Consider the following 20,694-nt stretch of genomic DNA (forward strand, 5'->3'; position numbering starts at 1 on the left):
TCAGTCCGTTGAGTCAATATCTTCATATTTTTTGCCAAGTGCCATAAGAGCGCTGGTTTCAATGATCTCGTTCAGACCCTGAAAATCATGCATCCGGTCGGCAAAGCCGGCATTGCTCCCGTCGGAGAGCAAACCATCGTAATAGGCCTGCAGATGCCGTGAAATCGCCCGCACCGCACCACCTGGAAAAATCGCAACGCTGTAGCCAAGTGTGGCAAGATCGTCTGCAGTTTTGATCGGTGTCTTGCCGCCCTCGACCATATTAGCAAGAAGCGGCACACTCCCGGCGAACCGGTCGCAAAGAACCTGCATCTCATCGATAGACTGCGGCGCCTCGATGAACAGAATATCGGCACCAGCCTCTCGATAGGCTTCGGACCTGTCTATAGCCGCCTCCAGACCTTCTACAGCGCGGGCATCGGTGCGCGCAATAATCAGTGTATCGTCATTCTGGCGCGCATCGAGCGCTGCTTTGACCTTGCCCACCATCTCATTGCAGGATACGAGCTTCTTGCCGTCGAGATGACCACATCGTTTCGGAAAGGACTGGTCCTCAATTTGGATGGCACCAGCGCCGGCACGTTCAAAACTCCGAACGGTCCGCTGAACATTGAGTGCATTGCCAAACCCGTTATCGGCATCGACGATCACCGGCGTCTCGATACGGTCGGTAATGGCCGCAAGTGTGTCTTGCACCTCGGACACGCTGACAAGGCCGATGTCGGAGCGTCCGAAACGGGTATAGGCAAGGCTGGCGCCCGAGAGATACACGGTCTTTGCCCCCGTCTGTGTCGCGATCAGGCCTGACAGCGCGTCATAAATCCCAGGGGCAAGTATGATGCCGTCCTTCCCCATCAGTTCCCGTATAGTCATCAGGCCCCCTCCATCGCTGCTGTCTTCTGGAAGCGCTTTTCCAGATGAGGAATCAGACCGCCATCCAGAATCATGTCACGCAGGAAATCAGGCAACGGATCAAGCGAAAGAACCTCGCCAAACGCCAGGAGTATTATAGAGGAGCCATCGAAATCGAAGCTGATCTCAGCTCCGTCAGTCAGTCCGGGATGTGCATACGCTTCGCCATTTATGGTGAAAACCGGCAGGCCCAGATTGATTGCGTTGCGATAAAAAATACCGGCAAAGCTGGGGGCAATCACAGATGCAATTCCAAGGTGTTTCAACACCTCGGCAGCCTGTTCGCGTGACGAGCCGACCCCCATGTTCGGCGCACCAAGAATCACATCGCCAGGGCGCACATTGCCGGAAAATTCGGGCCTGACTGCCTCAAGACAATGTAGCGCCAGCTCGGCAAGTGGAGATTTCATGTATTTGCCAGGGGCAAGTACGTCGGTATCGATGATTTCGTCGAACCGCCAGAGACGCGCCATCTGTCAGCCCTCCATGATCTCACGCGGATCGCGCATAGTTCCGGTAACCGCCGAAGCGGCAACCGTGTAGGGCGACGCCAGATAGACCTGCGAGCCGGGCGCGCCCATCCTGCCCTTGAAATTGCGCGCAGTCGATGACAGGCAGACCTCGTCTTTGGCAAGCCTGTCATCGCCATAGCCGGCGCAGATACCGCAACTGTTCGCAAGGAACTGTGCACCTGCATCCTCGAGGATCGACATGATGCCCTCGTCAGCGGCACGGTCCTGATCCTGCTTGCTGGCCGGCGCAACCTTCAGGGTAATACCGCTGGCGACGCGCCGCCCCTTCAACACGCTAGCGGCAGCTGCCAGATCGACATATTTCGCGCCGGTACAGGCCCCGATATAGGCAACATCGAATGATGTATTCTCGAACTCTGCGGCATCAGCGGCATTTGCCGGTGAATGCGGGGCAGCGATCTGCGGCGCAAGTTCTGCCGCATCGAATGTAAGATGGTCTTCTGCCTTGTCTGCGGCTTCGATGGTGTAGTCCACCCAGTCATCAGCTAGCGAGCCTCCGGCAGCTAGCACATAATCCGCAGTTATCTGGTCAGGCGCAACAAGCCCTGCCTGTGCGCCAAGCTCCGCCGCCATATTGGACATGGTCATGCGTTCCTGCATCGACAAATCACTGATCGCCGTGCCGGCATACTGGATAGCCTGATACCGACCACCGCCCATACCGATCTTGCCGCACACGGCAAGCATCATGTCCTTGGCTGTGACACAGGACCCAAGACTATTGTCCCACTGGATCAATATGGTTTCGGGAACACGAAGCCAGATTTCACCAGTTGCCAGAACCCCTGCCATCTCGGTCGCCCCGATGCCGAACATGTAGGCACCGAAGGCACCGCCGGTCGGCGAATGGCTGTCACCTCCAACACAGAACATACCGGGGGACAGATGTCCACGTTCCGGCAGCACGACATGGCAGATGCCCTGCTGATCATAGAAATTGGCAATATCCTCATCATGGACCCATTTGCGGGTCAGTGCCTGAATGGCGCGGGTCTCTTCAGTATCGGCTGGAACATAGTGATCAGTGACCACCACAACACGGTCCTTGTCCCAGACGTGACGGCCAAGTCGTTCAAGCATGGGCTTAACACGGCGCGGCCCACCGCTGTCGTGGATCATTGCAAGATCGACCTTGCAAATCACGACATCACCAGCCGAGACGACGGGCTGCCCGGCGGCGCGGGCAATCAGTTTTCGGGCGAGAGTTTCCATTATAAAAACCTTAGCATAAAATGATGGCAGGCCATCACTTTTGACGGACTTGCGATCTCTACATTAGACTATCCTAAGCCTTGTATTTCAAAAAACACCCAGCAATGAGGGACAAGATGCCGCTGATCGAATGCACCCTGATCAAGGGATATGACAGACAGGTCAGAAAAAGGCTTGCCGAACGCGTGACCGACGCGGCCTGTTCCTCGCTCGGTGCAGCGTCGGATTTCGTCACCGTAACCATCAAGGAAGTGGATCCCGACAACTATATGCGCGGCCGCACAAGCCGGGTGCCGGCATCTGCCCCGACGCCGGCCGAAGATATTGTCCGCGGCTTTCTTGCGGCGATGGAGGCGCGCGATCTTGATGCCGCGAAGTCCCACCTGTCAGATGATTTCACCATGACTTTTCCCGGTAATGCACGCTTTGCAGAGCTTGAAGAACTGGTGGCGTGGGCCCACCAGCGCTATCAGTCCGTCAGCAAGAGCTATGAAGGATTCGATACCGCCTTTCACGGCACCCGTTCGACGGTCTTCTGCTTCGGCACCCTTTCCGGCAGCTGGCTGGACGGCACCGGATTCAGCGGCATCCGTTTCCTCGACCGGTTCGAGTTGGAGGGTGAGACCATTTTCTCGCAGATGGTCTGGAACGACATGGCAGAGATGAAACCGGTATGAATAGCCTTCAACAGCTGGTCCTGACCTATTTTCGCGGTGTCGACGAACAGGATCCCAGCCTCATCTTCGCGACGCTCGCCACTGATTGCGTGTTCTATGTCGAGACGCATGGCGTCGAACTGCATGGACATAAAGAGATCCGCGGCATGTTCGACAGGCTGTGGTCGCATCACTCTGCTGTCAGACATGACCAGTTCTATTTTGTTGATGCCGGTAACGGTGCGGACATAGCCGTGCGCTTCCGGGTGACCAACACCCTCCCCGACGGCAGCCTTGTCTATAAATCCAACTGCAATTTCTTCACGGCTAAAGACGGTATGTTCACCGAAGTCCGTGTCTATATGGCTGGCGAGAACACACTCGACCGAAAGGGGTAATCAGAAGTGACTGGGGCCGGGCGCACGTCCGATCTACTGGTCGAACCTGCCGGCTGCAGCCATCATTGCGGCAATCATCTCGGTTCGCGGTACCGGAGAGACAGGATAGGCGGCACGGCTGTGTGACAGGTCAAGCCCAAGGATCGCCTCAACAAGCTTATAGGTCAGCGGTCCGGGGTTGATCACCGGCACATCAAGGCTCTCGCTCAGGAACTGATGCGCCTGATGCATCGTCGTTGATCCGAGAAGAATAACATCAGCGCCGTCCTCATTGATGGCTGCCTCGGCCTCGGCCAACAGTAGGGGGAAAATATCCTCCTCCTTGCCGGCAAGAAGGGTCTGATTGTCCGGCGCGACATTGATCGAGCGGATCGAGGCGACATGGTCCCTGATGCCAAGGTCGCCAATTGTCTTCTCATAGAGGTGGAACCAGTGCTTCCACATGGTGACGACCGAGAAACGGCTTCCCAGCAGCATCGCCGTCAACATCGAGGCACGGCCGGGACCAATCACCGGAATATCCAGCACCGAGCGAAGGGCGGCGACGCCGGAATCACTCATCGTGTCGATGCAGACGGCATCGAAGCCCTCCTCCTGTGCCGACTGGCCGACCTCTAGAATGCCAAGATCGGCAAGCACCATATCAGCCTCGCTGACATAATTACGCGGCGCCGCCTTCGTCGATTTGAAGGTGAACCGCAACTGGTCGCTGAGTTCGACTGCATCCAGCTGCGAACGGCGTTGTGCCAGGTTCTCTTCCGACATCGGAAAGGGAACAATCACCAGAACATCTTTCATCTCCGACCGATCCTGTGTCACGCTGCAGTATCACTTTGGTTTTCAGGAGGTCACCAATGCCATCCCTTGTCAATAGACGCCTATTTATCACCGGCTTGGGGTCCGGCATCGGACTGGCGACTGCGCGACTTGCTGTTGCCGAAGGTGCGCGCGTCAGCGGCACCATCCATACCGAAGACCAGCTTGCCAATCTTAAAGATATTACGCCGCAAGACCTCTGTTTCCGGGCAGATGTGACCGATGAAACGGCGCTAAACGACGCGGTTGCAAACGCAGCCGACCGGATTGGTGGCCTTGATGGCGTCGTGGCCTGCGCCGGCATCATCAAGCTGCTGACCTCAGCTGATACCAACAGCGCCGACTGGGCACGCATTATCGATGTAAACCTGACGGCAGGCTTCAACCTTGCACGCGCTGCCACGCCGTTCCTGACGGCTGAAGAGCATGGCGCGATGGTGTTCATTTCCAGCCAGATCGGCCTCGTCGGCCATCAGCGCGCCGCCGCCTATGCGGCGTCAAAGGCCGGGGTCAACGGGCTTGCCAAATCACTAGCGCTGGAACTTGCAGACCAGAATGTCAGGGTCAACGCAGTCGCGCCAGGCCCCATCGCGACCGACATGACGGCAGCTACCAGAGCCGATCCGGACCGGTTCGAAGCGTTGCGCTCAGCCATACCAATGGGCCGGTTCGGCACGGCGGACGAGATCGCGACTCTTGTTGTCTTCCTGTTATCGGAACAGGCGGGCTTCATCACCGGCCAGGTGGTTGTCGCCGATGGCGGCTTCACCGCCAGATAACTTGTGGATTACAGCCCGAGATAGGATTTTTTCAGGTCGCTGTTCTCCCGCAATTCGATCGCCGACCCGGAAAGGGTAACGCGGCCCTCCTCGATCACATAGGCACGGTCGGCGATGGCAAGCGACTGGATCACATTCTGTTCCACAAGGATCAGAGACAGTCCGGTGTTGTTAATCTGCTTGATCAGTGCGAACATCTGCTCCACTAGGAGCGGCGACAGGCCAAGTGACGGCTCGTCGAGGAGAAGCACTTTCGGCTCGCTCATCAAGCCGCGGCCAATGGCAACCATCTGCTGCTCGCCGCCAGACAATGTGCCGGCAAGCTGTTCGATCCGCTCGCGCAGCTTCGGAAACACTTCCAGAACCTTGTCCAGATTTTGCGACCGGTTGGAACGGCCGCGCTTGTAGCTGCCAAGTTCCAGATTGTCCCGAACGGATAGGTTCGGGAACAGCTTGCGGCCCTCTGGCACATGGATAAGGCCACGCTCCACGATTTCTGCCGGCGGCAGACCGGAAATCACCGATCCCTCAAAAGTCACCTCACCTGCGCTCGGCCGGATCAGCCCAGAAAGCGTGTTGTTCAGCGTCGTCTTGCCGACACCGTTGCTTCCAAGAACGGCGACGATCTCGCCCTCGCCGATTTCCATCGAAACGTCGCGTAAGACACTGACACTGCCATACCCTGTATGGAGGTTGCGAATGCTGATCATCAGGCTGCTCCCCCCGCCATCGCTTCCGCGGCGCCATGGCCAAGATAAGCCTCGATAACCTGCGGATCCGCGGCCACGGACGCCGGCGTTCCGGCAGCGATCAGCTTGCCGTCGTTCAGCACATAGGTCCGGTCGGACAGGTTCATCACCGCCTTCATCACATGCTCGATCAGGAAAATGGTTACGCCCGTATCGCGAATGCCCTTAATAACAGCAACGATTTCGTCGATTTCGGTCGGGTTCAAGCCTGCCATTACCTCGTCCAAAAGCAGGAGGCTCGGCCCGGTGGCAAGCGCCCTCGCTAGTTCCAGCCGCTTGCGGCCAGCCACTGTCAGGTTATCGGCATTCCGGTCGAGAAGTGCCGTCATCCCCACGATCTCGGCAACCTCTTCTGCCTTTCGTTCGGCATCGGGTTGGCTAGACGTCCTCGAATAGGCGCCAACCATGATGTTCTGACGTGTTGTCAGGCCTGCAAATGGCTGGGTGATCTGAAATGTACGGACCATGCCCATCTGGCAGATCATGTGCGGCTTCATCCTGAGGATTGATGTGCCGTTCAGCTTCACCTCGCCGCCGTCCGATTTCAAGAACCCGGCAATCATTGCGAAAAGCGTTGTCTTGCCGGCACCATTCGGGCCGATCAATGAAACAATTTCTCCCTGATCAACATGAAGATCGACCTCGGACACCGCGACGAGACCGCCGAACCGCTTTATCGCCCCGCGTACATCAAGCATCGCCGTCTCCCTGCGCGGCACCCGCCTTCTTCGAGCCACGTCCTTTGAACAGCCCTATCAGACCGTTAGGAAGATAGCTGATGATCATGATTAGGATGATACCGTAGACGATCAGGCTCAGCCCCGGCGTGTCGATGAAATTACGGGTAACTTCGTTGACGGTATGCAGAACCAGCGACCCTATCAGCGGGCCAAATACTGTTCCCATGCCGCCAACAATGGTTACCAGCAGCATTTCAACAGACAGGTGTACGCTGTAGGCGATCGGCGGGTCGAGATACAGGTATTTCTGCGAATAGAATGTTCCAGCTGCACCACCCATGGCGCCCATGATCATGATCGCCTGGCATTTTCGGCGAAGCGTGTTGATGCCAAGCGCTTCTGCCGCATCCTCATTCTCGCGAATGGCAACCAGCTGCGCGCCAAAGCGGGAGTTTTCCAGCCAGATCACGATGGCGATGGAGATCGCCAAGAGGATCAGCGCGAAATAGTAGAAACCAACAGGCGTCTTGAACTGCAGGTTTTGCAGCCCTGGCGCATAGGTCAGAAACAGCCCGACACCACCGCCGGTAATCTCGAGCGAGTTGGCGACCACCCGCAGTAATTCGGCAAAGGCGAGTGTGATCAGCGCGAAATAGGACCCCCGAAGGCCCGAACGGAAACTGAGATAGCCGACACCGAGCGCAAGCACCGCGCCGGCAAGGATCGCAACCACAACACCGATGATCGCCGGCACACCAAAGGAATTCACAAGGATTGATGACGCATAGGCGCCAGTGCCGAAGAACATCACGCCACCAAAGGAGAATTGCCCGGCATAGCCGCCAAGTATGTTCCATGACTGGCCGATATAGGCGGTGAAGAAGATCAGCGTCAGGATATCGAGATAGAACTTGCTGGAAATGCCAAGCGGCGCAAAGGCAAGCAATGCGAAACCTATGGCACATAGGACCAGAGTGGAGTTGCGCGTTGCCATCAAACCTTACTCCCGAAAAGGCCTGTCGGCTTGAGGATCAGGATCAGGATGAAGATCAGCGAGATGCCGATCTGGCCAAGGCTCTCACCAAGAAGCAGACCGCCAACCGATTCCGTGATGCCAATGATAAAGCCGCCAAGAAGCGCACCAACGATACTGCCCATCCCACCAAGAACAACGATGGTGAAGGCGATCACGACGAAAATGTTCCCGGTATAGGGATCAACATAGAAGATCGGCAGCAACATGCATCCCGCCGCGCCTAGGCAGGCGATGCCGATGCCAAATGTGATGGCAAAGATATTCTCGACATCAATGCCGACAAGGCGCGCGCCTTCCCGCTGCTTGGCGACGGCGCGGATGGCACGTCCAAGATCGGTCTTTGTCATCAACGCCCACAACAACAGGCAGATCAGCAGCGACGCGAAGAAAGAGATTATCTTCGGATAGGACAGGAAGACGAAGCCGAGATCCACAGCCTCGTAACTGTAGGACAGGCTGACGGTCTGCTGGTCGCCAGTGAAGAAGAACAGCGCCCCATTCTCGATGATAATGGACAACCCGAGTGTAATCAGCAGGATATTCTGATCCCGTCCACCGGAAAGCTTGCCAACACCCCAGCGGTAAATCACATAGCCGAAGACAAACGCCGCCGGCGTGACAATGAGGATCGCCAGATAGGGATCAATGCCGAACAGATGAAACAGGAAAAAGGCCGCATAGAGCGCCAGCATAAGCATGGCGCCATGGGCAAAATTAATGATGTGCAGAACGCCATAGATCAGTGTCAGACCAAGCGCGACAAGCGCATAGATCGCACCATACATCAGGCCGTTGGTGATCGCGGCCGGCAACATCGACAATGAAGCAGAAAACATGGTCAGCTCAGTTCAGAAGAGAAAACCCGGGCAACCAAACAGATGGCTGGCTGGTTGCCCGGCTACTTGCACCCGGCGATTAGGCGCGCGGGAAGACGGCCTTTGCAGAGGCATAGGCGGACGGCGCAACGACCTGGCAGTCGCCGTTCTGGGCCTGAATGGCCACAGCGCGCGAACCCATATTCTGGCCATTGACCATTTCGGTCTTGTCGTAAGGCATGAAATCAACCTCGAGGGTCGAGGATGCCAGCGCCGCGTTGACAGCGTCCTTGTCGGTCGAGCCTGCACGTTCAAAACCGTCGGCGAGGAGCATGATCGACATATAGGCGCAGTAGACTTCAAAGGTGAAGTACTTACCATCGGCCTCGGTGCGCTTGCGCATTGCCTGACCAGATGCCGACCGCGGGTCATACCAGTGGTTCACATCGATCATATTTTCAGCGATTTCAGGCATATCATCGATGAACTTGAAGTTAAATCCACCACCAAGAACCGAGTAGCTGGTCATGAAATCAACACGCTGCTGGCGAAGTGTCTTCGCGAGAAGCACATATTCGCCGGGGTAGTTAATCGGCATTATAATGTCCGGCTTGGCAGACTTGATACGCAGCGCGATGTTGTCAAAGTTGCGTGTCGGGTTCGCGTGCTTGATGGTATCCACAACCGTCAGGCCACGCTCGGCCAGCGCAGGGGTCAGCAGCTTTGCCGTGCCAGTGCCGAATTCGGACTCCTCATGGACAATGACCACGGTTTTCGCCGGGGAGCCGGCGGCGGCGTTGATCTCACCAAGGTAGGCCGAGGCATCGCGGGCGATGCGGCCATAGCCGTCTGCCATTCGGAACACATTGGAGAGCCCCCTGTCGACAAGCTTGTCCGACACACCAACATCGACCGAGAACGGAATGTTGTATTTGGCTGCGGCCGCTGACGCAGCAAGGCCAACAGCCGACTGGTAGCAACCCTGAAGGGCGTGGACGCCAGCTTCGTTCATCTTCTCAACTTCAGCAGCGCCGATTTCCGGCTTTGTCTGCGAGTCACCAAGAAGTGCCTCGATCTGTGCACCACCCATAGACTTGATGCCCCCTGCAGCGTTGATATCGGCAATCGCCATTTGCGCGCCATAGCGCAACTGAGCTGCCGGATAAGCGGCCCAGCCAGTCGCCGGGTGGATCAGACCGATCTTCACCGTACCTGCGGCCTGCGCGATATGTGGCATCGACAGTCCGGTGGAGGCTAGCGCGACGGTTGCACCGGCATTACGGATGAAGCGACGGCGAGAGCCGCCAAGATGCGGAATAAATTTTGACATGCATTTCCTCCTAGTCAGGCCGTCCTTGATTGGCGACCCTTTGTTCCATTTTTCATCAAACAGAATAAATGCCTTCACCAGCAAGCAATTTTTGATGAAAATTGTCGCACCAGCAACATTGACGCCATGAGATATCCAATGAGCTCCCTCTTTCTGCCCAACGTAGCGCGTTTCATTTGCAAAACGGAGATGGAAAATATCCCCGAAGAGGCCGTGGCTCGGGCTAAGCTTACCGTAGTGGACTGCGTCGGTGCGATTGTCGGCGGCATGGCCGAGCCGGAAATGCAAGCGCTAGTGAACGTAAGACAACCTGATGGGCGGGCCGCCATTCTGGGAACAGGCAGGACGACCGATCCGCAGACCGCCGCGTTTCTGAACGGAATGGCGGGCACCGTTCTGGAAATGGATGAGGGAAGCCAGTTCGCAAGAGGTCATCCCGGCATGCATGTCTTCCCCGCGCTGCTGGCGGCTGCGCAGACCACAGAGGTTTCCGGAACTGAGTTCCTCCGGGCCTTGATCATCGGTTATGACGTGGCAGCACGGGCCGGTATCGGCACCAAACTGCGGATGAGTATGCATCCGCACGGTACATGGGGAACGCTCGGCGCCGCCGCTGCAATCGCCGCCCTGTACCGGCTGACGGAAGAACAGATTACCGAATTGCTGAACATCTCAAGCAGCCTGACACTGGCGACCAGCCGCAAGACCATGCTTGAAGGTGGCACCGTGAGAAACGCCTATACCGGGGTCAGCAACCAGATGGCACATCTGGCTCACCTGCTGTGGCAAGCTGGCATGTCAGGCGAAAGTGACGGAATCAGTTCTGTCTTCGGGGCTGTCGTCGGCACGGAATTCGATCATGATGCGGCATGCGAAAAACTAAGTGAGCGGTTCGAGATCACGCGGAACTATTTTAAATTGCACGCCTGCTGCCGCTACAACCATGCCGCTCTGGACGCCCTGGTTGGACTCATGGCGCAACATAGACAGCTTACCGACCATGCGGCCATTGATCGCATCGAGGTCGACAGCTACAGCCTCGCAGCCGAACTTGACGATCAGTCACCGCGCAATATGCTTGCGGCAAAATTTTCAGTTCCTTTTGCCGTGGCCACGACAGTAGTGACAGGCAGCACCGGGGTCGAAAGTTTTTCTGGGAACGCGCTCACAGACCCGCATACCCTTGCGTTGGCAAAACGTGTCACCGTTCGGGAGGATCACTCCATGACGGCAAAACTGCCTGACCTGCGTCCGGCTTTAGTCACTATCTTCTTGAAGGACGGCAACCGGTTTCAGGCATCGGTCGAGACCAACCGTGGCGACTGGCAGGACCCATACGACCAAGATCAGCTCTTCGAAAAATATCAGAGCCTTGCCCGCAGGCTCTGGCCCGAAACCCTTTGCACCCAGATCGCAAACCACATTCAAAACCTTGAACATATAACTGATATTAATGGTCTTTTCTGGAATACCTGAAAGCAAAAATTATCAGGCATGAGGCCAGGCATAACACAGGCAGGAAACGGACAATGACAATGACAATGACAATGACCACCCACTCCGAGACTGAGCTTCTGAGCCTTGTAAGCTCCGCTCTCGTCGGCCTCGTTTTGGATATGGAGGATGCCGTTGATGCGCCGGGTATTTCCTGAACAATTCAGAGATGACCCGCCGGATCGATGCATCGCTCAGCTTGATGGCATCACTGCGATGACCGCATGCCGCGGCCATCATGATTAGGCTGTTACGAAGAGTGTTGGTGGGCTCGGCAGGACATCCAGAACGTGGTGCAATCCTTTGCCCGTGACGGCATGGTACCCTGCCCGCAATTCAACGGCTCGCCGGCTCGCGAGGAAAGCTGCGTGATGATCAAGCGGAGCTGGAAGGGAACGGGCGGGAAAGTAAGCCTTGTTGCCCGGCGGTTGGGTGTGTCCCGCAATACCGTCTACAAGCCTGTGCGCGAAGCCTGAACTTCACTAAAGGCGCCTCAGTACCTACAATCAATTAAGTGAATCAGATTGGTAACTTGTGTAGCGCTTGGGCCTCGTTGCACGCCCTGACCAAACCGCTAGTCAGTGGCGCTACCAATCTATCACCACCACAGGTTTGAGGCGTAAGCACCACCAATATACACGCCCACCCCATCTACCCGATTCAATCCAGATCTCGCAAGCAGTCCCAGTAACACCCGTTCGAATGTGGGGAAAGATGTGGGGCTGGTGCCGTCAGGCTTTCAAAACCTGTTTCCATACAGAGACTTGCGAAGTAATTTGGAATCCACCCTCTCCGCCACCTGCCCTTTTTCAAGAAATTCCTGACATGCCATTCTGATGCGGCTTAGGCGTTAATCTCTCTTCGCGCAAGCTCGGACAGAAAGGCAGAGCGTGTCAGGCCCCGCTCTTTGGCAGTTTGATCAACAGCGTCAAGCAGCCCAGCCGACATTGTGATGTTGGCCTTTACCGAGCGGCCAGAAAGATTCACCAACGGTATAGCCACAAGATAGGCACCATTTGCCAAGTCGTCCGCACATTCAATGCGCAGTTCGTCAAGGGAACGAGCCATTGGGATGTCCTGGCCCTCCAGATGCAGGGAAAGCGCCTCGCTTGCCATTGCGATAATATCATCAGCATCATCAGCAGCAGAAAAACACCTCGGCACATCCGGGAATTCGATGCCAAAAGCGCTGTCGCCCTCTTGATGAACCAAGGCAATAAATCGTTTCATTGTCGCCTCCTATAACCAGCCGGCTTGCTTGTAAATGCTGCGCAGCGGCGCTGGTATTTGTCATACTTCGAGCGATTCCAGCAGAAGTGCCACCTGTGCTCCATGCATGTCACGATCACGAAGACTGCCCTGCGGATGCGGACGTGGGAAGCTGAATTTCAGGACATTCAGCGTCGGCATTTCGAAGCGTTTGAGATGTGAGGCGTCAAGCCGCAGATGACCTGCCACCCGTTCCACCGGCAAAGCTGCTGCCACGCGCGCCAGCACGTCCGGGCTGTCACAGAAGATATCGATGGTGATCCAGAACGGACCGGCATTCTTTGACCTGATGCGATGCACGATCTCGCGCAGTTCAGCCATGACCAACCTCGTCAACGCGCAACCGGAACCCATCCATCGGATCACTCAGGCTAAGAACATGATTGAGTGCGAATTCATATACCGCGCCACGGTCGGAATGCACAGGCGAAACGGGAAAGGCAAATGTTGGCATCGGTTCGTCATCGGTCAGCGGATAATGCAGAAGATGCGGGTTGATCAACGCGGCAATCTCACTTGCCACCGCCTGGCTAGCGGCGGTGATCAGAAGCATCACACCGACCTCGACAGGCGAACCGTGATCTCGTTCCAGACCGCCAAGTGCCGAATCAACTCCGATCAGGCGCAGCTCGATATTATAGGTATCATCCAGCAGGCCAAGGGAGGCAGCAATCAATTCCCGGCAATGCGCAAGCAGCCGTTCCGCCCAGTCCGCCACCGCCTCGACATAGCGGGGATCACGAATCACCGCCAGCATCATTGTCTGGTACCCGGCAAGGCGCGCACCCTCCAGCTTTACACCGTAATCGCGGGCCTCTACCCAGACGGCACCCTCGACCCTGACGCCATCCTGTGTAGCCTCGGTATAGCTGGCAGCTGTGACATCAAGATGTCCGCCGGGTTCATGCAGGATCCAGGGATCGCTGTTCTCATACAGCATATGCGCCGCCACTGATTGTGGCGTACATCGCGCACCGTCGCCCATTGGCGTGACGGTAAATCCCGTTTCATCGAAACTCACCATGATCACACCGCTTGCGGGACGGGTGGTGCAGAAAGCCCCGCATTCAGCGATTTTCGCGCCATGCCAGGCGGCACCAGCATGCATTCCGCGCGCCAACGGCAGTGCGGCAATCGTCGCGGTGTCGGTGGTCCGTCCGGCCAGCACCACATCGGCACCGGTACCGATGGCTGCCTGTATCTGCTCGGCCCCTGCCAGCGCAACAATGTTCGTCATGCCCGCCAGAGCGGCATCATCAATCACCGGCGCTGGATCAAGTGGCGAGAGGCGGCCCGCATCACGCGCGCGCCGAAACTCATCGATCGGCACATCGCTGTAGAGACGTGCCACACGCAGGCTCTGGCCAAGCTCCGCGACAAGCTCACAGGTGATCTCATACATCCAGTCAACGGCGCTGGCGCTCCCGCATGTGCCGCAACTGCCTATCACCAGAGGCACGCCGGCGGCGGCACGCGCCTCGAGTAGATATCGCCATTCATCGCGGCAAACGGAACGGCTGTATTTTGACGTGCCGGTGCCAAGATAGAAGGGTCCACTGTCGGTTGACCCCCCGTCAATGGCAATAATATCGGGGCCGGCCGCAACGCCGCGCGCCAAAGCGGCCGGGTCAAAGCCAAGGCCAAGGACACCGGAAGGAACCAGCACCCGTGTTGGCATCATCCCCGGTCCCGGCCGGAATCATCATCCGGCGTCACCTGAACCGGCGTACGCAGATAGGGCCGAAGGAACAGCGGCAGAATGAAACCGGCGACCGCGGCGATCCACAGCCCGATCGATATCGGCGAGGCGAACAGATAGGTCCAGTCCCCGTCGGACAGTACCATGGCGCGGCGTAGGCTGACTTCCATATGACCGCCAAGAAGAATGCCAAGAATGACCGGTACGGCCGGGATTGACATCTTGCGAAGCGCATAGCCAAGAACACCAAAGCCGATCATCAGAAGCAGATCGAAATAGCTTCCCGAGAGTGAATAGATGCCAACAAAGGAAATCATCGTGACACCGGGCAGCAGCACCGCCGCGGGCACTTGCAGGATCCGGCTGAATACGCGCACAAGCGGCACATTCAGGATCAGCAGCACGACATTGGCGATCAGCAGCGAGGCAATCAGGCCCCACACAACCTCGGGGCGTTCTGTGAACAGCAGCGGCCCGGGCGTGATATTCAGCGTCATCAACAGCGCCAGCAATACCGCGGTCGTTCCCGACCCTGGCACGCCAAGCGTGAGCATCGGCACCAGCGCGCCACCAGCCGCAGCGTTATTGCCGGCCTCCGGCGCGGCGACACCCTTTGGCTCACCGGTGCCGAAGGTGCTTTTGTCGCGGGCGGTCGATTTTTCCAGCATATAGGCAAGGAAACTGCCAAGCGAGGCACCGGCACCAGGCAACAAACCAGCGACAAAGCCAATGGCGGTGCCGCGCAGCATGGTCCAGCCACTGTTCATTATGTCCTTTACCGGGATGCGGATCTTCTCGAGCTTCACACCAATGGCCGAATCACGGCCATGGCTCTCGATGAAGACGAACACCTCGGCCACCGCAAACAGGCCGACGATGGCGACAAGGAAGTCGACCCCGTCGAACAGATGCAGGCTGCCGCCGGTGAAGCGTGTCAGTCCGGTTGACTTGTCGACCCCGATCATTGCGATACCAAGTCCAAGGCAGACCGAGATCGCGGCCTTTGCCTGATTGTTCGAACCAAGACCCCCAAGCGTGCAGAAGGCCAGAAGATAGAGTGCAAAATATTCAGCTGGCCCGAACATGAAGGCCACCCGCGCCAGCACCGGTGCCAGCAGCATCAACCCGATGGTGGCCAGAAACGCGCCGACAAATGACGCCACACCCGACAGCACCAGCGCATCGCCAGCCCGCCCGGCCTTGGCCATCGGATAACCGTCGAGTGTCGTCATCATCGCCGGTTCATCCCCCGGGATGTTGAGCAGAATTGACGAGATCCGCCCACCATACATGGCGCCGTAATAGACAGCCGTCATCAGCACCAGAGAATGTGTGGCGTCGAGCCCGAAGCTGAAGGCAAGCGGGATCAGGATGGCAACACCGTTCGAGGGACCAAGCCCCGGCAATGCGCCAATCATCGTGCCGAGAATGCACCCAACCACCGCCAGCGCCAGCGTTTCTGGCGTCAGCGCAACGGAAAAACCTAGGGCAAGATTGGCGAACAGTTCCATGCGCCTACCCCATCAGCCAGCGTGGCAGGGCGAACAAACCAAGCCCCAGCACATATTTGAAAATCACGAACAATCCGCCAGCCAGTGCCAGACCGATGATAACGCTCTGCACAGCACGCGGCCTGATCTGGTAGGACAGCGCCGCCGAGGCGATGGCGGTCGGCACCAGAAAGCCGAGCGGCTTCAGCGCGTAGGCATAGGCCACCAGAATGACCATCGCGACGGCCAGACGCATGAGCGTCGCCAAACCCGGCCAGGCTGGCTCGGCGTCAGGACGCATCACCATCGAGGCCCCAGCCAGAAACGCGACGGCGGAAATCAACAAAGGAAATGCCTTCGGACCCAAAGGGTCGGCGAAGAAAGGCTCTTCAAGCTGACTGGCGCCCGCTGCGAAGGCGAGCGCCAGAACAGCCACAATCAGCCCGGTGATCCGGTCTGACATTACTTCATAACGCCAAGTTCGACCGACATGGAGCGGACCTCACCGATCACGCCGTCGACATAGGACTGGAAGTCACCGCCAACCATGTTGAACGGGGCCAGACCATTGGCGACCATGGCCTCCTTCCACTCGGAAGAGGCACCAACCTTGCGAAGGGCTTCGGTCCACTGCTTGTAGGACGCTTCGGACGCACCTTTCGGGGTGTAAAGACCGCGCCAGTTCACCGCGATCACATCAACGCCCTGTTCTCGTGCTGTCGGGATGTTCTCAAAACCGGGGATCCGCTCTTCGGTGAAAGAGGCCAGAACCCGCACGTCACCGGACTTGATGAAACCAACAACACCCGAGATGTCACCGGTCATCGCGCTGGTGAAACCACCAACAGTCTGGGTAATGGCGTCGGCATCTCCATCAACACCGATATATTTTACCTTCTTGATGTCGGTGAAGCCCTTGCGCTTCAGCGCCATCAGAACCTTCAGATGGTCAAAGCCACCGGCAGCGGATCCACCAGCGAAGGCATGCTTCGACGGATCTGCGATCACCGCGTCAAGAAGATCGTTCAGGTTCTGGTAGGGCGAATCTTTTGCCACCACGATGACGCCGGGATCGGCACCGATGGCACCAAGGAAGCGCACCTGATCGGCAGTCATGCCGGAATAGGCGTTTTGCGCGAGCCGTGTCGCCGTTGCGGTCGAGGCGGCGACAATCAGGTCGGCGTCACTGTTACGCTCGTTAACGACATGGGTGAAGGCGAGTCCACCGCCGCCACCAGCCATGTTGGTAACCTGAATCGAGCCGTCATAGGCACCGATGTCAGACATGATCTTGGTGATTGTCCGGCAGGTAAAGTCCCATCCACCCCCGGGGTTTGCCGGTGCAATACACTCGGCAGCAAATGACTGCGCACTCAGGCCGACGCTGAAGACGGCGGCAAGTGACAGTTTCAGGATATGTTTCATGTCAATTCCTCCCATGAACAGTAAATGATCAAGACCCGTTAAGGATTTTGCTTGTTCTTTACGCTGTCAGCATTCCTCATTAACCTGACACCATCCTGACACGAGACAGCTCCGTTATGAAGGTACTTATAATTGAAGATGCACGCGACTTTGCCCAGCCACTGAAGAATTTCTTCAGCCTGGATGGGCACACCAATGATCATGCCTGCACTCTTGGTGAAGCCAGGGAGTTCATGGATGTCTCACATTATGACATGATCCTTCTCGATATCATGCTTCCGGACGGTGATGGCCGGAGGTTTCTCAATGAAATGCGTTCCCGCAATGATGATTCACCGGTCATTGTGATGACCGCCCGCTCGGAAGTATCAGACCGCATTGACCTTCTTGATATTGGTGCTGACGACTATATCGTGAAACCGTTTGAATTCGCGGAACTTGAAGCACGCTGCCGTGCCGTCCTGCGGAGGCACAAGGGACAAAGCCAGCTGCAACTGGCGTTTGGACAGGTTGTTCTGCACCCGCTTCTGGCAACGCTTGAACATGGCGGCACGACGCATTCGCTTCGCAACCGTGAGCTTCGCCTGCTTGAGGTCTTCTTCAATTCTCCGGAAATCTATTTCACAAAGGAGCAGCTTACCGACCGGCTTTTCTCGATCTCGGAATCGGTGACCGAGAACGCCATAGAGGTCTATATCGGCCGCTTGAGGAAGAAACTCGCCGGCAGTGACGCACGGATCGAGACCGTTCGCGGCATCGGATACAGGCTCGTTTCGACATGATCCGACCCTCGACAGTACAGCTGTCGCTTCGCAACCGGTTGCTGGTGATCTTCGCCATTCTGGTGGCCATGTTCTCGCTGGTTCTGTTCGTCTCCATGCGAACTCTTACCGGCCAGGCGGTGAGCGCGGCACAGGACGGCCTGCTGAAGGCCGCGGCGGTCAGCATTCTGGAAAAGGTCAGGATCAGCGATGGCGCTCTGTTTTTTGACCTTCCCTATGACACCTTCACAATCCTCGGCTCGATCGGTGAAGATCGCATCTTTTACCGGATTGATGCCAATTCGGGATTTCTGACCGGCTATGAGGATCTTCCGGTATCGAATTCCTATGGTGATGAAAGAACACCTAGCTTTGCGTCGATTGACTATAAGGGAGAGATATTGCGGGTGGCGGCAATCGAAAAACCCGTGCTTGTGGAAGGGCAAAGTATTCGTATCCGCGTCCTTATCGGCCAGACATCGAATTTCCAGGCTCAACTGCTTTCAAGGCTGACAGAAAACCTGCTGATCATCGTGGTGAGTTTCTGTCTTTTTGCCTGGCTTCTGGCGGCGCTGACGGTGAATTCGATGCTCAATCCCATTCGACGGCTTGCTGATGCTGTTGGCAGACGCGGGCCAAATGACCTTCGCCAGGTAGAGCATCCCACGCCGCAGGAACTGGCACCCCTGATGACAGCGCTCAATGACTTCATTTCGCGGCTTAGTGGCGCTCTCAAGCAGACCGAAATCTTCATCGCGGAGGCAGCGCACCATATCCGCACCCCACTTGCAACGGTGAAGTCGGAAGGTGAACTCGCCCTGCGCAAAGCTCGGACGCCGGAAAACCGGGCGCATCTTCGCAATATTGTCAGATCGGTCGAACAGGCCAATCGTTCGGCAACCCAACTGCTTGATCACGCCATGGTGCTGTACCGGATGGAACAGCCCGCGCGGCGCAAGGTAGGCCTGCTTCAATGTGTCAACGACATGGTTTCCAGCTTTGCACCTTCGGCCGAGCTGCGTGACATCGAGATCATTGTCGACAGCGACATTTCACAGGGACTGGAACTGTATCTTGACCAGACACTTCTGGAAACGGCATTGCGCAATCTGCTCGACAACGCGCTGAAATATTCCACTGCCGAGACAACGGTCTCGATCAGCCTGAATGCCTTTTCAGACAGCTGCAGGATTTCTGTTCGAAACCGGCCAGCAACGATGATTGGAATCGATCCAGAGTTGATGATGAAAAGGTTCAGCCGCGGCGCAAACGCCACCGATGTTGTCGGGTCGGGTCTAGGGCTGGCCATTGTGCGCGAGGTAATGATGGCGCTTGGAGGCACATTGGAGATCGAGTTCGAAAAAGGGGGACAACTATGCGCTTCACTGTCATTATTGCGGCCCTGATCTGCTGGTGGGGACCGGCGACAGGCATGACAATCGAGCTGGAACGGCGCTTCGGCGCTGAACAGGCGAAGGAAGACTTCACCATCCTGTCCTCGACGGATATCGAGCTGTTCGCGCCCGTCATCGAGGCATTCGTAGCTGCAAGACCGAATGTCGCGATCCAGTATGTCCTGGCATCAAGCCGCGACATCTATTCCGAGATCGGTACCGGCGGTGCGCAGTATGATTTGGTCATTTCCTCTGCCATGGACCTGCAGATGAAACTGGTCAATGATGGCCATGCTGGCAGTTTTGAAAGCCCTGTAACGGCGGATCTTCCAGACTGGGCCATATGGCGCAACCAGCTTTTCGGGTTCGCCGTCGAACCAATTGTTCTGGTTGTGTCACGCCGGGATTTCGCCGCGCTACCGACGCCCTCCAGCCGTCGCCATTTCCTCGAAATAATCAGGTCAAATCCAGCGATCTTCCGTGATCGGCTGATGACCTATGATGTCAACCTTTCCGGCACTGGATTTCTGTTTGCCACCCAGGATGCCCGGCAGTCCGACACGTTCTGGCGGTTGTCCGAGGTCATGGGGTCGATGGGAACCAGAGTGTCCTGCTGCTCGGGAGAGATGCTGGCCCGCGTCGAGAGTGGCGAGATGGCCGCAGCCTACAATGTTGTTGGATCCTATGCACAGGCCCGCGCCGCCAAACACGGCAATATCAAGGTGGTGCATCTCGAGGACTACACCAACATCCTGCTTCGCACCGCCTTCATTCCCCGCCGCAGCCCGAAATCCCGTCAAGCTGGCGAGTTCCTGGACTTCCTGCTCAGTCGCAGAGGTCAGGTCATCCTTGAACAACAGGGAGGCCTGCCGTCGATTTTCAACAGTTCGATAGTTGAAATCACAAATGCAAAGCCGATTGGCCTCAACACCGGATTACTGGTCTATCTGGATAGGTTAAAGCGGGAAAACTTTCTTCGTGAATGGAACGCTGCGCTTGTTCAGTAACAAGTGAGAAGGCTCTAATAATTCGTTGATACCAAACGGTATTCTTCTGTTTCCGTAATTGATGGAGCCTCAATTTCTGGTTGATATCAACCATGCTTCAGGTCAGCATCGTTCCTGTTTTCACATCATCCTGACAAGCGTGACATGAAAGATCGGTCGCGGGTGCATTGCAATTCCAATACACCGGCCTGAAGCAAATGAAGGTGACAGCCAGCCAAACGATCCACCGAGATCAGCGG

23 protein-coding genes are annotated in these 20,694 nt (G+C 56.8%); 8 read left to right on the plus strand and 15 right to left on the minus strand.

The window, feature by feature from the left end; genetic code table 11:
- From AB3X55_02890 to AB3X55_02900, 3 genes are read right to left on the minus strand one after another with little or no spacing between them, the layout of a single operon-like run.
- Complete coding sequence (locus AB3X55_02890; GenBank protein ID MEX0502523.1) at nt 1-873, minus strand: oxaloacetate decarboxylase; 873 nt, start codon at nt 871-873, stop codon at nt 1-3.
- Nucleotides 873-1,385: a 3-isopropylmalate dehydratase gene (locus AB3X55_02895; GenBank protein ID MEX0502524.1), complete on the minus strand. Its 513-nt coding sequence runs from the start codon at nt 1,383-1,385 to the stop codon at nt 873-875. Before AB3X55_02895 ends, AB3X55_02890 begins: the two co-directional genes overlap by 1 nt.
- Nucleotides 1,386-1,388: 3 nt before the next feature.
- The gene (locus tag AB3X55_02900) at nt 1,389-2,657 is read right to left on the minus strand and encodes a 3-isopropylmalate dehydratase large subunit (protein MEX0502525.1); all 1,269 of its coding nucleotides are present in this window, start codon (nt 2,655-2,657) and stop codon (nt 1,389-1,391) included.
- A 116-nt stretch (nt 2,658-2,773) separates the two neighbouring features.
- On the opposite strand from AB3X55_02900, the gene AB3X55_02905 reads away from it, so the two are divergent.
- Together AB3X55_02905 and AB3X55_02910 are read left to right on the plus strand one after the other, a co-directional pair.
- Complete coding sequence (locus AB3X55_02905) at nt 2,774-3,334, plus strand: tautomerase family protein (protein MEX0502526.1); 561 nt, start codon at nt 2,774-2,776, stop codon at nt 3,332-3,334.
- Entirely contained in the window at nt 3,331-3,711 is a 381-nt protein-coding gene (locus AB3X55_02910; protein ID MEX0502527.1) for a nuclear transport factor 2 family protein, read from the plus strand. The genes AB3X55_02905 and AB3X55_02910 overlap by 4 nt, the downstream gene beginning before the upstream one ends.
- Nucleotides 3,712-3,744: 33 nt before the next feature.
- Here the strand turns inward: AB3X55_02910 and AB3X55_02915 are convergent, their stop codons facing one another.
- Nucleotides 3,745-4,509, minus strand: a complete 765-nt coding sequence (locus AB3X55_02915; GenBank protein MEX0502528.1) for an aspartate/glutamate racemase family protein — start codon at nt 4,507-4,509, stop codon at nt 3,745-3,747.
- Between the two features lie 56 nt (nt 4,510-4,565).
- On the opposite strand from AB3X55_02915, the gene AB3X55_02920 reads away from it, so the two are divergent.
- Nucleotides 4,566-5,306, plus strand: coding sequence for an SDR family NAD(P)-dependent oxidoreductase (locus AB3X55_02920; protein ID MEX0502529.1), 741 nt, complete (start codon nt 4,566-4,568; stop codon nt 5,304-5,306).
- Nucleotides 5,307-5,314: 8 nt separating this feature from the next.
- Here the strand turns inward: AB3X55_02920 and AB3X55_02925 are convergent, their stop codons facing one another.
- The 5 genes from AB3X55_02925 to AB3X55_02945 all read right to left on the minus strand — a co-directional run bounded on the left by AB3X55_02925 (nt 5,315) and on the right by AB3X55_02945 (nt 9,916).
- Nucleotides 5,315-6,016, minus strand: coding sequence for an ABC transporter ATP-binding protein (locus AB3X55_02925; GenBank protein MEX0502530.1), 702 nt, complete (start codon nt 6,014-6,016; stop codon nt 5,315-5,317).
- Nucleotides 6,016-6,753, minus strand: coding sequence for an ABC transporter ATP-binding protein (locus AB3X55_02930; protein ID MEX0502531.1), 738 nt, complete (start codon nt 6,751-6,753; stop codon nt 6,016-6,018). The genes AB3X55_02925 and AB3X55_02930 overlap by 1 nt, the downstream gene beginning before the upstream one ends.
- Complete coding sequence (locus tag AB3X55_02935) at nt 6,746-7,729, minus strand: branched-chain amino acid ABC transporter permease (protein ID MEX0502532.1); 984 nt, start codon at nt 7,727-7,729, stop codon at nt 6,746-6,748. The genes AB3X55_02930 and AB3X55_02935 overlap by 8 nt, the downstream gene beginning before the upstream one ends.
- Complete coding sequence (locus tag AB3X55_02940) at nt 7,729-8,607, minus strand: branched-chain amino acid ABC transporter permease (GenBank protein ID MEX0502533.1); 879 nt, start codon at nt 8,605-8,607, stop codon at nt 7,729-7,731. The genes AB3X55_02935 and AB3X55_02940 overlap by 1 nt, the downstream gene beginning before the upstream one ends.
- 79 nt (nt 8,608-8,686) lie before the next feature.
- Nucleotides 8,687-9,916 carry an ABC transporter substrate-binding protein gene (locus tag AB3X55_02945; GenBank protein ID MEX0502534.1) on the minus strand — a complete coding sequence of 410 codons (1,230 nt, stop codon included), beginning with the start codon at nt 9,914-9,916 and terminating at the stop codon, nt 8,687-8,689.
- A gap of 138 nt (nt 9,917-10,054) precedes the next feature.
- Between AB3X55_02945 and AB3X55_02950 the strand changes: the two genes are divergently transcribed.
- Complete coding sequence (locus AB3X55_02950; GenBank protein MEX0502535.1) at nt 10,055-11,392, plus strand: MmgE/PrpD family protein; 1,338 nt, start codon at nt 10,055-10,057, stop codon at nt 11,390-11,392.
- Between the two features lie 308 nt (nt 11,393-11,700).
- Complete coding sequence (locus AB3X55_02955) at nt 11,701-11,886, plus strand: helix-turn-helix domain-containing protein (GenBank protein MEX0502536.1); 186 nt, start codon at nt 11,701-11,703, stop codon at nt 11,884-11,886.
- Nucleotides 11,887-12,253: 367 nt separating this feature from the next.
- Here the strand turns inward: AB3X55_02955 and AB3X55_02960 are convergent, their stop codons facing one another.
- Genes AB3X55_02960 through AB3X55_02985 form a run of 6 tightly spaced genes read right to left on the minus strand, consistent with a single transcriptional unit; the run spans nt 12,254 to nt 17,293 of the window.
- The gene (locus AB3X55_02960) at nt 12,254-12,640 is read right to left on the minus strand and encodes a type II toxin-antitoxin system HicB family antitoxin (GenBank protein ID MEX0502537.1); all 387 of its coding nucleotides are present in this window, start codon (nt 12,638-12,640) and stop codon (nt 12,254-12,256) included.
- A 60-nt stretch (nt 12,641-12,700) separates the two neighbouring features.
- Complete coding sequence (locus AB3X55_02965) at nt 12,701-13,000, minus strand: DUF4387 family protein (protein MEX0502538.1); 300 nt, start codon at nt 12,998-13,000, stop codon at nt 12,701-12,703.
- Nucleotides 12,993-14,360: an acyclic terpene utilization AtuA family protein gene (locus tag AB3X55_02970; GenBank protein MEX0502539.1), complete on the minus strand. Its 1,368-nt coding sequence runs from the start codon at nt 14,358-14,360 to the stop codon at nt 12,993-12,995. Before AB3X55_02970 ends, AB3X55_02965 begins: the two co-directional genes overlap by 8 nt.
- Complete coding sequence (locus tag AB3X55_02975; protein ID MEX0502540.1) at nt 14,357-15,889, minus strand: tripartite tricarboxylate transporter permease; 1,533 nt, start codon at nt 15,887-15,889, stop codon at nt 14,357-14,359. The genes AB3X55_02970 and AB3X55_02975 overlap by 4 nt, the downstream gene beginning before the upstream one ends.
- Nucleotides 15,890-15,893: 4 nt before the next feature.
- Complete coding sequence (locus AB3X55_02980) at nt 15,894-16,331, minus strand: tripartite tricarboxylate transporter TctB family protein (GenBank protein ID MEX0502541.1); 438 nt, start codon at nt 16,329-16,331, stop codon at nt 15,894-15,896.
- Complete coding sequence (locus AB3X55_02985; protein MEX0502542.1) at nt 16,331-17,293, minus strand: Bug family tripartite tricarboxylate transporter substrate binding protein; 963 nt, start codon at nt 17,291-17,293, stop codon at nt 16,331-16,333. Before AB3X55_02985 ends, AB3X55_02980 begins: the two co-directional genes overlap by 1 nt.
- Before the next feature lie 116 nt (nt 17,294-17,409).
- On the opposite strand from AB3X55_02985, the gene AB3X55_02990 reads away from it, so the two are divergent.
- Genes AB3X55_02990 through AB3X55_03000 form a run of 3 tightly spaced genes read left to right on the plus strand, consistent with a single transcriptional unit; the run spans nt 17,410 to nt 20,455 of the window.
- On the plus strand, nt 17,410-18,075 hold the full coding sequence (locus AB3X55_02990; protein MEX0502543.1) for a response regulator transcription factor: 666 nt from the start codon (nt 17,410-17,412) through the stop codon (nt 18,073-18,075).
- Entirely contained in the window at nt 18,072-19,460 is a 1,389-nt protein-coding gene (locus tag AB3X55_02995) for a sensor histidine kinase N-terminal domain-containing protein (protein ID MEX0502544.1), read from the plus strand. Before AB3X55_02990 ends, AB3X55_02995 begins: the two co-directional genes overlap by 4 nt.
- Nucleotides 19,430-20,455 (plus strand): ABC transporter substrate-binding protein, encoded by a 1,026-nt coding sequence (locus AB3X55_03000; GenBank protein ID MEX0502545.1) that lies wholly within the window; start codon nt 19,430-19,432, stop codon nt 20,453-20,455. The genes AB3X55_02995 and AB3X55_03000 overlap by 31 nt, the downstream gene beginning before the upstream one ends.
- Nucleotides 20,456-20,694 lie beyond the last annotated feature (239 nt).

It is taken from the genome of Alphaproteobacteria bacterium LSUCC0719 (genome assembly GCA_040839025.1).
GTDB lineage: Bacteria > Pseudomonadota > Alphaproteobacteria > Puniceispirillales > Puniceispirillaceae > UBA8309.

What these genes read in the sequence shown, in the direction of transcription:
- AB3X55_03000 (MEX0502545.1), top strand. Translation starts at nt 19,430, where the DNA reads ATGCGCTTCACTGTCATTATTGCGGCCCTGATCTGCTGGTGGGGACCG.
- AB3X55_02930 (MEX0502531.1), bottom strand. Translation starts at nt 6,753, where the DNA reads ATGCTTGATGTACGCGGGGCGATAAAGCGGTTCGGCGGTCTCGTCGCG.
- AB3X55_02935 (MEX0502532.1), bottom strand. Translation starts at nt 7,729, where the DNA reads ATGGCAACGCGCAACTCCACTCTGGTCCTATGTGCCATAGGTTTCGCA.
- AB3X55_02915 (MEX0502528.1), bottom strand. Translation starts at nt 4,509, where the DNA reads ATGAAAGATGTTCTGGTGATTGTTCCCTTTCCGATGTCGGAAGAGAAC.
- AB3X55_02890 (MEX0502523.1), bottom strand. Translation starts at nt 873, where the DNA reads ATGACTATACGGGAACTGATGGGGAAGGACGGCATCATACTTGCCCCT.
- AB3X55_02910 (MEX0502527.1), top strand. Translation starts at nt 3,331, where the DNA reads ATGAATAGCCTTCAACAGCTGGTCCTGACCTATTTTCGCGGTGTCGAC.
- AB3X55_02950 (MEX0502535.1), top strand. Translation starts at nt 10,055, where the DNA reads ATGAGCTCCCTCTTTCTGCCCAACGTAGCGCGTTTCATTTGCAAAACG.
- AB3X55_02900 (MEX0502525.1), bottom strand. Translation starts at nt 2,657, where the DNA reads ATGGAAACTCTCGCCCGAAAACTGATTGCCCGCGCCGCCGGGCAGCCC.
- AB3X55_02980 (MEX0502541.1), bottom strand. Translation starts at nt 16,331, where the DNA reads ATGTCAGACCGGATCACCGGGCTGATTGTGGCTGTTCTGGCGCTCGCC.
- AB3X55_02985 (MEX0502542.1), bottom strand. Translation starts at nt 17,293, where the DNA reads ATGAAACATATCCTGAAACTGTCACTTGCCGCCGTCTTCAGCGTCGGC.
- AB3X55_02965 (MEX0502538.1), bottom strand. Translation starts at nt 13,000, where the DNA reads ATGGCTGAACTGCGCGAGATCGTGCATCGCATCAGGTCAAAGAATGCC.
- AB3X55_02995 (MEX0502544.1), top strand. Translation starts at nt 18,072, where the DNA reads ATGATCCGACCCTCGACAGTACAGCTGTCGCTTCGCAACCGGTTGCTG.
- AB3X55_02905 (MEX0502526.1), top strand. Translation starts at nt 2,774, where the DNA reads ATGCCGCTGATCGAATGCACCCTGATCAAGGGATATGACAGACAGGTC.
- AB3X55_02920 (MEX0502529.1), top strand. Translation starts at nt 4,566, where the DNA reads ATGCCATCCCTTGTCAATAGACGCCTATTTATCACCGGCTTGGGGTCC.
- AB3X55_02895 (MEX0502524.1), bottom strand. Translation starts at nt 1,385, where the DNA reads ATGGCGCGTCTCTGGCGGTTCGACGAAATCATCGATACCGACGTACTT.
- AB3X55_02940 (MEX0502533.1), bottom strand. Translation starts at nt 8,607, where the DNA reads ATGTTTTCTGCTTCATTGTCGATGTTGCCGGCCGCGATCACCAACGGC.
- AB3X55_02970 (MEX0502539.1), bottom strand. Translation starts at nt 14,360, where the DNA reads ATGATGCCAACACGGGTGCTGGTTCCTTCCGGTGTCCTTGGCCTTGGC.
- AB3X55_02975 (MEX0502540.1), bottom strand. Translation starts at nt 15,889, where the DNA reads ATGGAACTGTTCGCCAATCTTGCCCTAGGTTTTTCCGTTGCGCTGACG.
- AB3X55_02925 (MEX0502530.1), bottom strand. Translation starts at nt 6,016, where the DNA reads ATGATCAGCATTCGCAACCTCCATACAGGGTATGGCAGTGTCAGTGTC.
- AB3X55_02990 (MEX0502543.1), top strand. Translation starts at nt 17,410, where the DNA reads ATGAAGGTACTTATAATTGAAGATGCACGCGACTTTGCCCAGCCACTG.
- AB3X55_02945 (MEX0502534.1), bottom strand. Translation starts at nt 9,916, where the DNA reads ATGTCAAAATTTATTCCGCATCTTGGCGGCTCTCGCCGTCGCTTCATC.
- AB3X55_02960 (MEX0502537.1), bottom strand. Translation starts at nt 12,640, where the DNA reads ATGAAACGATTTATTGCCTTGGTTCATCAAGAGGGCGACAGCGCTTTT.